Origin of the sequence: Phenylobacterium sp. (assembly GCF_036263695.1) — a bacterium.
GTDB lineage: Bacteria > Pseudomonadota > Alphaproteobacteria > Caulobacterales > Caulobacteraceae > Phenylobacterium.
Genome location: NZ_DATAGM010000022.1, coordinates 1 through 11080, shown reverse-complemented (window position 1 = coordinate 11080; position 11080 = coordinate 1). Strand labels below are relative to the sequence as shown.

Sequence of the window (11080 nt, the reverse complement as noted above, 5' to 3'; positions counted from 1 at the left end):
CGGAGGTGTTCTGGTCGCGGTTGCCGTCGATCGTCAGGTCGCGCACCGCGACGTTGTGGGTCGGCTGGTCGAACGGAGTGCGGACGACGCCGGTCAGGTCCTTGTTGTTGCCGCCCAGGACCATGATCGTGGAGACGCCCGGGCCGTCGCCCTGCAGGGTGACGCCGTCTTTCAGCTGGATACCGGCGTTGGTCTTGTTGAGACCGCCGTTGGCGATCCCGTAGACGCCGGGCGGCAGGTAGACGACGCCGCCGCCGGCCGCGTGGGCCGCGTCCACAGCCGCCTGAATGGCCGCACGGTCATTGGCGACGCCGTTCCCGACGGCCCCGTAATCCTTGACGTTGAAGGTCGCCATTTCGGTCACCCCAGCTCTTGCACATGCGCCAACGCGGGGGTGGTTCAGGCCCCCGAATACACTGCGGCAAACAGAGATCGGGGGGCCGGGTTGCCGAAGATCAGCGAATAATTAACGCCCTGCTAGTGGGCTTCGTCCCAGTTGGCGGCGGCGCGGGCCTCGACGACCAGCGGCACGGAAAGGGAGACCACCGGCTCCGCGGCCTTCTCCATCACCTGGCAGGCGATGCGGATCACCTCGTCAGCCTCGGCCTCGGGGGCCTCGAAGACCAGTTCGTCGTGAACCTGCAAGAGCATCCTGGCCTTCAGGCCGGCCGCCTTCAGGGCGCCCGGCATGCGGATCATCGCCCGGCGCATGACGTCGGCCGCGGCGCCCTGGATCGGGGCGTTGATCGCCGCCCGGTCGGCGAAGCTGCGCTCGGCCTGGCTCTTTCCGCGCGCGGCGGGGATGTGGACCTTGCGGCCGAAGATGGTGGTCACGAACCCCTCGGCCCGCACCTGCCGCTGCTGGCGGTCCATGTAGGTGCGAATGCCGGGGAAGCGCTCGAAGTAGGTCTTGATGTAGGCCCCGGCCTCTTCCCGCGGGATGCTGAGCTGATTGGCCAGGCCGAAGGCCGAGATGCCGTAGACGATGCCGAAGTTGATCGCCTTGGCCCGCCGCCGGGTCTCCGAGGGCATCCCCTCCACCGGCACCCCGAACATCTCCGAGGCGGTCATCGCATGGATGTCCAGGCCCTCCTTGAAGGCCGTCTTCAGCTGCGGGATGTCGCCGATGTGGGCCAGGAGGCGAAGCTCGATCTGGCTGTAGTCGGCGCTGATCAGCACATTCCCCGGTTCGGCGATGAACGCGCGGCGGATCTTGCGGCCCTCCTCCGTGCGGATCGGGATGTTCTGCAGGTTGGGGTCGGTAGAGGCGAGGCGCCCGGTGCTGGCCGCCGCCAGCTGGAACGAGGTGTGGACCCGGCCGGTGGTCGGCGAGATCGCCTCGACCAGGGCGTCAGTGTAGGTGCCCTTCAGCTTGGAGAGCTGGCGCCAGTCGAGCAGCACCCGCGGCAGCTCATGGCCCTGGGCCGCCAGGTCCTCCAGCATCGAGGCGTCCGTGGACATCGCCCCTGTGGCGGTCGTCCGTCCCGAGGCCAGGCCCATCTCCTTGAACAGGATGTCGCCGATCTGCTTGGGGCTGCCCAGGTTGAACGGCCGCCCGGCCAGCCGGTGGGCCTCGGCCTCCAGCTCGGCCATCCTCACCGAGAAGTCGTTGGAGAGCTTGCGCAGCTGCTCCGGATCGACCTTGACCCCGGCCAGCTCCATGTCGACCAGCACCCTGGGCATCGGCCGCTCGAGGGTCTCGTAGACGGTCAGCAGGCCCTCGGCTGCGAGCCTCGGCCGCAGGTGTTCGTAGAGCCGCAGGGTGACGTCGGCGTCCTCGGCCGCGTAGCAGGTCGCCGCCGACAGCTCGACATGCTTGAAGCTCTTCTGGGTCTTGCCGGTCCCGGCCACCTTCTTGAAGCTGATCGGCTCGTGCTCCAGCCACTGCTTGGAGAGCTCGTCCATGCCGTGGCTTTTCCGCAGCCCCCCCTCCAGGGCGAAGCTGACCAGCATGGTGTCGTCGACCGGGGCGACGTCGATGCCGTGGCGGAGAAGGACCGCCAGGTCGTACTTGGCGTTCTGCGCCACCTTCAGGACGCTCGGGTCCTCCAGCAGCGGCTTGAGGTGGGCGATCACCTCCTCGCAGGGGATCTGGACCAGGTCCTCCTTGCGCTCGAACTCCAGCCCGCCGTCGCCCTCGTGCTCGTGGCCGACGGGGATGTAGCAGGCCTCGCCGGGCGCCACCGCCAGCGAAATCCCGCACAACGAGGCGCTGGCCGACGACAGGGCGTCGGTCTCGGTGTCAAAGGCGACGATCCCGACCTCGCGGGCCCGGGCGATCCAGGCCTCCAGCGTGGGGATGTCGCGCACGCACTGATAGGCCTCGACGTTGATCGGGCCGTGCTGGGGCCTGGCCGGCGCGCGCATTTCCGGCGCGGGCGAGGGCGCCCGGGCCTCGGCGCCGCCGCCGAAGCCTTCGGCGACCCGCCGGGCGAGCGTCCGGAATTCCATTCGCTCCAGGAACTCGGCCAGCGGCGGGCCGGGGTCCTCGACCGCCAGATCGTCGATAGGGGCGGGCAGCGGGGTGTCGCAGTCCAGCTTCACCAGCTCGCGGGACAGCCGGATCTGGTCGGCGAAGGCGATCAGCGTCTCGCGCCGCTTCGGCTGCTTGATCTCGCCGGCCCGGGCCAGCAGCGTGTCGAGGTCGCCGTACTCCTGGATCAGCTGGGCGGCGGTCTTGATGCCGATGCCCGGCGCGCCCGGCACGTTGTCGACGGAATCTCCGCACAGGGCCTGGACGTCGACGACCTTCTCCGGGGGCACCCCGAACTTCTCGACCACCTGCTCGGGGCCGATCTTCACGTTCTTCATGGTGTCGAGCATGGAGACGTTGGGCCCGACCAGCTGCATCAGGTCCTTGTCGGAGGAGACGATCACCACCTCGCCGCCGCCGTCCCGCACCTTGCAGGCGTAGGCGGCGATCAGGTCGTCGGCCTCGTAGCCGGGCAGCTCCAGGCAGGGCACCCCGAACGCCTTGGTGGCCTCGCGCACCAGAGGGAACTGCGGGACCAGGTCCTCGGGGGCTGGCGGGCGGTGGGCCTTGTACTGGTCGTAGAGGTCGTTGCGGAACGTCTTCTCGGAGTGGTCGAACACCACCGCCAGGTGGGTGGGGGCGTCGGCCTCCTTGCGCATGTCGACCAGCAGCTTCCACAGCATGTTGCAGAAGCCGGCGACCGCGCCGACCGGCAGGCCGTCGCTCTTGCGCGTCAGCGGCGGCAGGGCGTGATAGGCGCGGAAGATGTAGCCCGAGCCGTCGACGAGGTAGAGCCGGACCTTTGGGCCGTCCTGCGTCGGATCGCGGGGGATCTCGGCGAGGATTTCGGGGGCGGGATCGAGGACGTCGCTCATGGCGGCAACATAGGGCGCACGCGCCGCCGGGTCACCCTGAGGCCCCCTTTGCTGCGGTGCAAAATTTTAACCACTTCGACTCACCCGCCCTTAACCGAGGCGGCGGCATTACGGCGCGCATTGAAGCGTACCCATTTCGCCAAGGCCCATCTCGCGGCTGCGGCGCCGTCAAATTCCAGAAGGGGATAGACCCATGAACAAGCTCATCGCCGCCGCCGCCCTCGCCGCCACTTTCGTCACCGCTCCGGCCTTCGCTCAGGAGATCCGCATTCCGGTCGCCGGCAAGTCGCAGGAGCAGCTGCAGACCGAAGTGACCTACGCCGCCCGCAGCGTGTGCGTGAAGGAAGTCCAGGACGAGAGCTTCCGCCTCTACGCCTTCAGCCGCTGCATGAAGGAAACCCTGGAGAGCATGGAGCCCCAGCTGCAGCGCCTCGCGCAGCGCTAAGCTCAACAGACTCCCGACGGAAAGGGCCGGCGCTCACCCGAGCGCCGGCCCTTTTTGTTTCTCTCCATCAGGAGCATGCTGCGACGCAGCGCCGCATCCCCGCCCTAACCTTAGTGCCCGTGCGGACCCTCGTAGACGCCGGGCGCCAGCCGCTCGTCTTCCGGTCCCTCGCCGGCGTCGTCCGCCAGCACGAACCTGCGGTCGCAGTAGGGGCATTCGACAAACCGCGCCTCGCCCATCTCCAGCCACACCCGCGGATGGCCCAGCGCCCCGCCGACCCCATCGCAGGCCACGCGCCCCGAGCGCACGGCGATCACCTCCGGGGGCGGCAGGTCGGGCGTCAGCGCCGGCCGCTGCGGGGCCGGCTCGGGCCGCTTCTGCGCCTCGGATCCCAGGTTGCGTACGCGTCGAGCCATCGAGCCATCTTCCTCATCGCGGCCGGCGAGCTTGGCGCCCCGGCCGGGCGCGCCTAGGTATCTGAGCGCGGCTTTCGCCGTCAATTCGCGCAAAGGCCTCATGGACCTACCCGATTTCGCCATCCAGGCCGAGGGCCTCATCAAGACCTACCCGGCGACCAAGACCTCGCCGGAGATGCGGGCGCTGAAGGGCGTGGACCTGAAGATCCCCCGCGGCTCGATCTTCGGCCTGCTGGGCCCCAACGGCGCCGGCAAGTCGACCTTCATCAACATCCTGGCCGGCCTGTGCCGCAAATCGAGCGGCACGGTGCGCATCTGGGGCCGCGACATCGACGAACGGCCGAGGGACGCGCGCGCCGCCATCGGGGTGGTCCCCCAGGAGATCGCCGCCGACCCCTTCTTCACGCCCAAGGAGAGCCTGGAGGTCCAGGCCGGCATGTACGGCGTCCCGCCGAAGGAGCGCCGGACCGACGAGCTGCTGGCCGCCCTCGGCCTCGCCGACAAGGCCCAGGCCTATGTGCGCCAACTGTCAGGCGGCATGAAGCGGCGGCTGATGGTGGCCAAGGCCATGGTCCACAACCCGCCGGTGCTGATCCTCGATGAGCCCACCGCCGGCGTCGACGTCGAACTGCGGCGCCAGCTCTGGGCCTATGTGCTGGAGCTGAACCGCAAGGGGGTGACCATCGTGCTCACCACCCACTACCTGGAAGAGGCCCAGGAGCTCTGCGACCAGATCGCCATCATCAGCCGCGGCCTGGTGGTCGCCAACGAGCCGACCACGACGCTGCTCTCGCGCCTCGACACCCGCCATGTGATCGTGACGCCGCTGGAGCCGGTGGAGCGCGCGCCCGAACTGGCCGGATTCCAGACCGCGCTGCGCCCCTCCGGCGGCTTCTCGGTGAGCTACAAAACCGGCGAGTCCAGCGTCGAACAGGTGTTGGCCGCCATCCGCGCCTCGGGCCTGCACATCAAGGATATCGCCACCGAGGATCCGGACCTTGAGGACGTGTTCCTCGCCCTCACCTACCAGGCCGACGAAGCGGCCGGGATCTGACCCTCGCCGCGGCGTTTGCGGCGGCCGCCCCTTTCGGCTATGTCACCGGTCCGCTGAAGACGCACCCGTAGCTCAGCTGGATAGAGCGTTGCCCTCCGAAGGCAAAGGTCACACGTTCGAATCGTGTCGGGTGCGCCAGCGGGGTTTTGTCTCACATCGTCGGGCCAGGGCTCCGCGCGCGGTTTGCGCGAGGCGCCGTCGCGCATAGCCGCGCTGCGCCGCTGCTCCGGGTCGGAGCAACATCGCAGCCGGTGCGTTGGAGCGCCATGAGGCGAGACCAATGAGAGTGCGCGTCTGGATTCAGGGGTTGGATGGCCCTTCCCACGATTTCGAACTCCTGAGCGCGCCCCGTGTCGGCGAACGGATCAGCGTCGCGGTCGCCGGGCAGACAGAAGATGGCATTGTCACCACCGTCACCTGGCAGCTGCAGGCGATCGAGCGGTCGGGGTCAGACCTGTCCATCGAGGCGGAGCCGACGGGGTCGGTCAGCCTTGTCCACGTGATCTGCAGGCCAATGGGGGAAGCTGCGAGGCAGGCGCAGGCCTACACTGAGATGGAGCAGGGCTCCGACGCGGCGCACTAGTTCCAGTCGCCCAATCCGCGTTCCCGGCAGCTTGGGCCGAGCTACTGGACCAGTGAGCGCGATGCGTCCGAAAAAGAGATAGCGACCGTCACGCCGGCGTCGCCCTGGATGTCGATGCGCCCGCCGATCTGTTTCACCAGCGCTCGGATCAGACCGTAGCCCAAGGACCCCTCGCGGAAGTCATTCATGCCGATGCCGTTGTCCCGCACGACGAGCTCAACCTGCCCCGGGCCGCTGCGGCGCGCCTGAACGATCACAGTCCCAGAGCGGCCTTTCGGGAACGCGTATTTCACGGCGTTAGTGATGAGTTCCGTCAACACGATACCGATGGGGAACGCCACGTCAGCGTCCACCAGGATATCCTCCTCGGCCTTCGCCCGAAGCACGATCCGGGAGCCTCCTGTCAGCGGTCTCAGCGCTTCGCAAAGTTCGGCGGTGTAGGTGGCGAGATCGACCCTCTGCGATGACTCCGAGCGGCTGAGCAGGTCGTGCACGCGAGCCATTGCTGCCAGCCGGTCAGCCGACTCCGAAAACAGGGCGTTGATCCCGGCATCGGCCTGGCGCCTGCCCTGCAGCAACAGAAGCGACGCCGCCACCGCCAAGCTGTTCTTGGCGCGGTGGTTCACCTCGACCAGGAGCATCTCGCGCTCCTTGGCCGCCTCCGCCAAGCCGGCGATCGCCGCCTCCAGCTCCTCCGTACGCGCCGCCACTCGCTGCTCCAGCTCCTTAGTCAGCTCCCGAAGCTGGTCTTCAGCGTCGTGCCGGCGGCTGATGTCGAGATAGGACAGGAAGTGATTGCAGACGCCGCCCTGTCCGTCGGTCAGGGCGGTGGCGAACAGCATGGCGTGGAACGGGCTGCCGTCCTTGCGGTACTGCAGGATCTCGAGGGTCGCGTCGCGGCCGGCGTCCATCGCCGCCTCGTACTCGGCGATCGCGGCGGGCTCGGTCCCTGTGCCGTTCACGAAGTGCGGCCCCTGCCCCAGCAACTCGTCCATGGTGTAGCCGGACAGGTTCAGAAAGGCCGGATTGGCGAAGGTGATCGGATTGCCGGGCAGCTTCGGGTCAGTGACGAGCATGGGCATGCGAGTGACCCGCACCGCCTCGACGAAGATGCCGCCCCTCTGCCGGATGTTCTCGTGATCCGCCTCAGCCGCGGTTCGAGCCGCCGTGCCTTCCAGCAGATGTTCGTACTCGTTCATTGCACCCCCCAGGCGTCGGTTCGCGGCTTGTTGATGAGGGTCGCGAGCGCGACGACCACCTGGGCCGGCGCGAACGGCTTGGGGATCACCATGCTGCTGGGCACACCCTGCGCTGGCCAATCATGCTCGCTGTCGCCGGTCACGTACAGGATGGGCAAGGTCGGGCAGAGTTGCCGCGCCCGCCGAGCGACGTCCCAGCCTGTGCGCTGGGAGCGCAGGTTCACATCAGTGATGACTCCGGCGAAGTCGCGGGCAGCTCTCGCTTCCAGCGCAGCCAGCGCCTCTTCGTCGGTGCCCGCGAGAACAACGCTGAAGCCGCCGTCCTCCAGCGCGCTCCGCAACAGGTCCTGGATAAGTGGTTCGTCGTCCACCAGTAGCACCACTGGCGTACGCAGTGGCTGAGGTTCCGTCATCTTGGCGCACGCCCGCCTTCGGCGCATTGAAGGTCGTCTGCGGGGACACCCAGCAGCTTCGCCAAGCTCGCGGGAAGATGCCCGACGCTCTTGCTGCAAAGCCGAAGCCTGTTCTCGGAAAGCCGTACTCATCAACCTCGTGGGATCGAGGCGAGTGCGGCTGAGGCGGGCTCGTCAACCTTCGGTGAGCCCACCTATAAGATCTAACCCCCTGATAGAGGCGTCGTTCCACGGGTTGTCAGGCTCGATCGGGGTTTCAGCCTTCCAGTTCGCTCAGCGCCCGGGGAATCTCATCCAGCAGCTCGCGCGCCAGGAAGCCGACGGGTCCGATCCGGGTGGCCAGTCGTCTCCCGCACTCCCCATGCAGGAACGACCCCCAAGCCGCCGCCTGGGCGGGCGACGCGCCGCGGGCGAGCAGGCCGCCGATGATCCCGGCGAGGACGTCGCCGGAGCCGGAGGTGGCCAGGCCGGGACAGGCGCCAACGTTCCGCCAGGCTTGCCCGTCCGGCGAGACGATGAAGGTCTCGGGGCCCTTCAGCGCGACCACGGCCTTGAGCCTGGCGGCGAGCTCGCGGGCCGCCGGCAGGGGATCGGCCGCAATGTCCGTCTTCTTGCGGCCGAGGAGGCCGGCCATTTCGCCGGCATGGGGCGTGAGCACCAGCCGGCCGTGACCGTCGGTGGCGCGATGCGGGGCATCGGCGAGCGCGGGCATGGCGGCGGCGTCGATGACCATCGGCGGCCCCTCGGGCGAGAGCAGCCGCAGGGCAAGCTCGCCGGCTGAGGCGGCGTCCAGCAGGCCCGGGCCGATCACCACCGCGTTGCAGCGCGACACCGCCTGTTCGAGCCCGTCGGCGGCCTCGGGCGCGAGCTCGCCCCCGGCGGTCTCCGGCAGCCCGTGAACCAAGGCCTCAGGGGTGGCGACCGCCAGCTGAACGGCGAAGGAAGCCGGCGCCGCGATCTGCAACTTGCCGGCGCCGGTGCGCAGGGCCGCCACGCCCGCCAGCAGGACGGCGCCGGCGACCTGCGCGCCGCCGCCGGCCACCAGCACGCGCCCTCGGCTCTCCTTGTCCGCATCGTCCGTGACCTTGGGCAGCGGCCAGCGGCGCAAGGTCTCGGGCGTCAGCTCCGCCACGCTCATTTCGGAGCGACCGCCACGTCCGGCTCGCGGGTGACCTCGGCGCCTTCGCGTTCGAGCGGCGCCGTGAAGTTGTAGCGGTGCAGCCGCAGGCAGCCGTTCAGTCCGCCGGCGGGGTCGAACCGATACTCGGTGACCCCGCAGTTGGCGACGTCGCCCGCCCGATCGATCGCCAGGATCTCGTCCTCCGTCAGCTCCTCCAGCAGGTAACGTAGGCAGAGCACCACCACCTGGTGAGAGACGATCAGCACCCGCTGGCCGGCGTGGTGCAGCGACAGGGTGTCGAGCGCGCTGCGCAGGCGCAGGATCACGTCGCACCAGCTCTCCCCGCCCGGCGGGCGGTGATAGAATTTGCCCAACAGGCGCCGGAACTCGGCCTGGTCAGGAAATTGAGCCTCGATCCCGGCGCGCGTCAGCCGGTCGAGGATGCCGAACTCCTTCTCCCGCAGCCGCTCGTCGGGGACCGGCCGGTTCGCATCGGGCGAGAACCCGCCGCAGTCGCGGATGATGTCGGCGGTGCGCCGGGCGCGGATATAGGGCGAGGTCAGCACCACCTCCGGCCGCTCCAGCTCGGGCATGCTGGCGAACCAGTGGCCGAGCGCGCAGGCCTGCTCTTCACCTTTGGGAGAGAGTGGGACATCCACGTCACGTTGGGCGATGTCGATCCTGGGCAGGCGCCCAGCCTCGGCCAGCTCGCGGGCGACGTTGCCGGCGCTCTGGCCGTGCCGCACGATCCACAGTCGCTCCGGCCATCTCTGCGCCATCCTTCAACCTTCGCAGTGTTCGGGTCCAGCTCACCTGAACGCTCGGCTCGGCCCTGCGCTCCCGATCCTCCCACCGGCAACCTGCGCCGCCTCCAGGCTTTACCGTTGCGATGGACGGATCAGCCAATCTTCAGGACCTGGACCTGCCCCTTCGCGAGTTGCTCGCCGAGCTCGAACGCCGCGGCTACCACTTCATCACCCCGACGCCAGCCACCCACGAGCGCAATCTCGCCAGGCGCAGCCAGGCTGCTCCAGGCGATCTGCGGGACGTCTTCGGATGGAGCCGGCCGTTCCAACGATCCAATGTTCCCGACACCCTGGTGGAGGCGCTGGAGCGCTCCGGGATGCTGCTCCGCCAGGGTGACCGGCTGAAGAGCGCCGTGCGGGTGTCGCGCGTGAAGGGGCGGCTGTTTCTGCACTCCGCCTTTCCCACCGACGCGGAGGACGCCGTCTTCCTCGGTCCCGACAGCTACCGGTTCGCCGACTTCATCGAGCGCGAGCTGCCGAAAGCGGCGAGGCGGATCGTCGACGTCGGCGGGGGCGGCGGCGTAGGGGCCATCGTCGCCTCGGGCCTGGCGCCCGGGGCCGACCTCACGATCACCGACATCAACCCGACGGCCCTGCGCCTGGCCCGGATCAACGCCGCCCACGCGGGCGTCAGCCTCGCCGCGTTGCAGACCAGCGGCCTTGAGAACGTCCCAACCGGGATGGATGTGGTGCTGGCCAACCCGCCCTACATGGCGGCCGGCGGACAGGCCTACCGCGAAGGCGGCGATCTGCACGGCGGCGAGCTGTCAGTGGAATGGGCGGACGCCGCCCTGGGCAAGCTCGCCCCTGGCGGAAGGCTGCTCCTCTACACCGGAAGCGCCATCCTTGCGGGCGGGCGGGACCAGCTACGGGCGGCCCTCGAGCGCACCGCCGCGGCGCGAGGGAGCACGCTCGACTACCGCGAGATCGACCCGGACGTGTTCGGCGAAGACCTGGAGACCGAGCCTTATCGCGACGTCGAGCGGATCGCCGTGGTCACGGCCGTGATGACCCGCGGCGCCTGACCCCCTACCTCACCTTCAGCGCCAGGATCACCAGCAGCGCCGACACCCCCAGGTGCACGAGCATGAAGCGCACCAGCACCTGGCTGTTGGACCAGCCAAGCTCTTTTCGGCAGTGGTCGTGGAGGGGGAAGCGGACGCCGGAGAGGATCTTCAGGCCGAAGAAGCGCATCAGCGCGACCTTCATCAGGCCGGTGGCGCCGTTCAAGAGCAGCATGGAGCCGACCAGCACCAGGAACAGCGGGTTGTTGGTGGCCACCACCAGCATCCCGATCATCAGCCCGATGGGCCGCGAGCCCGCATCGCCCATCAGCACCAGGCTCGGCGGGGCGTTGTACCAGAGGTAGCCGGCGATGCAGCCGACCATCAGGAAGGCCATGATCGCCCAGCTGGCGCCCTCGGGGTTGAAGGGCACCTGCAGGTGGCCGGCCACCACCTCGTTGCCCAAAACCGCGTAGAGCAGGCCGCCCAACAGCATGATGGCCGTGCCGGTCAGGCTGCCGGAGACCGCGTCCACCCCGTCCGAGCAGTTGGTGGCGTTGATCGCCAGCCAGATCACCCCGCTGGCCAGGGGCGTGGCGATCCACGGCGAGAGGACGATGGCGTCCTTCCATCCTGGCAGCCACAGGGTCGCCGGCTGCATGCCGTAGATCACCAGCGCCGCGCCGATGGCG

12 protein-coding genes and 1 tRNA gene are annotated in these 11080 nt (G+C 68.9%); 5 read left to right on the top strand and 8 right to left on the bottom strand.

Annotated features, from left to right (window positions below; translation table 11 throughout):
* The coding region (locus tag VHK87_RS00765) for a glycosyl hydrolase family 28-related protein (RefSeq protein ID WP_329632987.1) at positions 1-355 on the bottom strand (355 nt) is incomplete at its 3' end.
* A gap of 122 nt (positions 356-477) precedes the next feature.
* Positions 478-3348: a DNA polymerase I gene (gene polA / locus VHK87_RS00760; RefSeq protein WP_329632986.1), complete on the bottom strand. Its 2871-nt coding sequence runs from the start codon at positions 3346-3348 to the stop codon at positions 478-480.
* 193 nt (positions 3349-3541) lie between these two features.
* Between polA and VHK87_RS00755 the strand changes: the two genes are divergently transcribed.
* The gene (locus VHK87_RS00755; protein ID WP_329632985.1) at positions 3542-3793 is read left to right on the top strand and encodes a hypothetical protein; all 252 of its coding nucleotides are present in this window, start codon (positions 3542-3544) and stop codon (positions 3791-3793) included.
* Positions 3794-3903: 110 nt separating this feature from the next.
* On the opposite strand, the gene VHK87_RS00750 is transcribed toward VHK87_RS00755, so the two are convergent.
* Complete coding sequence (locus VHK87_RS00750) at positions 3904-4209, bottom strand: zinc-finger domain-containing protein (RefSeq protein ID WP_329632984.1); 306 nt, start codon at positions 4207-4209, stop codon at positions 3904-3906.
* Between the two features lie 100 nt (positions 4210-4309).
* On the opposite strand from VHK87_RS00750, the gene VHK87_RS00745 reads away from it, so the two are divergent.
* The 3 genes from VHK87_RS00745 to VHK87_RS00735 all read left to right on the top strand — a co-directional run bounded on the left by VHK87_RS00745 (position 4310) and on the right by VHK87_RS00735 (position 5846).
* Entirely contained in the window at positions 4310-5263 is a 954-nt protein-coding gene (locus VHK87_RS00745; protein WP_329632983.1) for an ABC transporter ATP-binding protein, read from the top strand.
* 61 nt (positions 5264-5324) lie between these two features.
* Positions 5325-5401, top strand: a tRNA-Arg gene (locus VHK87_RS00740).
* A gap of 142 nt (positions 5402-5543) precedes the next feature.
* Positions 5544-5846, top strand: coding sequence for a hypothetical protein (locus VHK87_RS00735; protein WP_329632982.1), 303 nt, complete (start codon positions 5544-5546; stop codon positions 5844-5846).
* A 41-nt stretch (positions 5847-5887) separates the two neighbouring features.
* Here VHK87_RS00735 and VHK87_RS00730 read toward each other — a convergent pair whose 3' ends face one another.
* From VHK87_RS00730 to VHK87_RS00715, 4 genes are all read right to left on the bottom strand, one after another.
* Positions 5888-7045 (bottom strand): histidine kinase dimerization/phosphoacceptor domain -containing protein, encoded by a 1158-nt coding sequence (locus VHK87_RS00730; protein ID WP_329632981.1) that lies wholly within the window; start codon positions 7043-7045, stop codon positions 5888-5890.
* Positions 7042-7416, bottom strand: coding sequence for a response regulator (locus VHK87_RS00725; RefSeq protein WP_329632980.1), 375 nt, complete (start codon positions 7414-7416; stop codon positions 7042-7044). Before VHK87_RS00725 ends, VHK87_RS00730 begins: the two co-directional genes overlap by 4 nt.
* A gap of 298 nt (positions 7417-7714) precedes the next feature.
* Positions 7715-8596, bottom strand: coding sequence for an NAD(P)H-hydrate dehydratase (locus tag VHK87_RS00720; protein WP_329632979.1), 882 nt, complete (start codon positions 8594-8596; stop codon positions 7715-7717).
* Positions 8593-9357, bottom strand: coding sequence for a histidine phosphatase family protein (locus VHK87_RS00715; RefSeq protein WP_329632978.1), 765 nt, complete (start codon positions 9355-9357; stop codon positions 8593-8595). Before VHK87_RS00715 ends, VHK87_RS00720 begins: the two co-directional genes overlap by 4 nt.
* 110 nt (positions 9358-9467) lie before the next feature.
* Between VHK87_RS00715 and VHK87_RS00710 the strand changes: the two genes are divergently transcribed.
* A complete protein-coding gene (locus tag VHK87_RS00710; protein ID WP_329632977.1) occupies positions 9468-10409 on the top strand; it encodes a methyltransferase in 942 nt (313 codons plus the stop codon).
* 4 nt (positions 10410-10413) lie between these two features.
* Here VHK87_RS00710 and VHK87_RS00705 read toward each other — a convergent pair.
* On the bottom strand, positions 10414-11080 hold a 667-nt coding region (locus tag VHK87_RS00705; RefSeq protein ID WP_329632976.1), incomplete at its 5' end, for a hypothetical protein.

What these genes read in the sequence shown, in the direction of transcription:
- VHK87_RS00745 (WP_329632983.1), top strand. Translation starts at nt 4,310, where the DNA reads ATGGACCTACCCGATTTCGCCATCCAGGCCGAGGGCCTCATCAAGACC.
- polA (WP_329632986.1), bottom strand. Translation starts at nt 3,348, where the DNA reads ATGAGCGACGTCCTCGATCCCGCCCCCGAAATCCTCGCCGAGATCCCC.
- VHK87_RS00755 (WP_329632985.1), top strand. Translation starts at nt 3,542, where the DNA reads ATGAACAAGCTCATCGCCGCCGCCGCCCTCGCCGCCACTTTCGTCACC.
- VHK87_RS00715 (WP_329632978.1), bottom strand. Translation starts at nt 9,357, where the DNA reads ATGGCGCAGAGATGGCCGGAGCGACTGTGGATCGTGCGGCACGGCCAG.
- VHK87_RS00720 (WP_329632979.1), bottom strand. Translation starts at nt 8,596, where the DNA reads ATGAGCGTGGCGGAGCTGACGCCCGAGACCTTGCGCCGCTGGCCGCTG.
- VHK87_RS00750 (WP_329632984.1), bottom strand. Translation starts at nt 4,209, where the DNA reads ATGGCTCGACGCGTACGCAACCTGGGATCCGAGGCGCAGAAGCGGCCC.
- VHK87_RS00730 (WP_329632981.1), bottom strand. Translation starts at nt 7,045, where the DNA reads ATGAACGAGTACGAACATCTGCTGGAAGGCACGGCGGCTCGAACCGCG.
- VHK87_RS00710 (WP_329632977.1), top strand. Translation starts at nt 9,468, where the DNA reads ATGGACGGATCAGCCAATCTTCAGGACCTGGACCTGCCCCTTCGCGAG.
- VHK87_RS00735 (WP_329632982.1), top strand. Translation starts at nt 5,544, where the DNA reads ATGAGAGTGCGCGTCTGGATTCAGGGGTTGGATGGCCCTTCCCACGAT.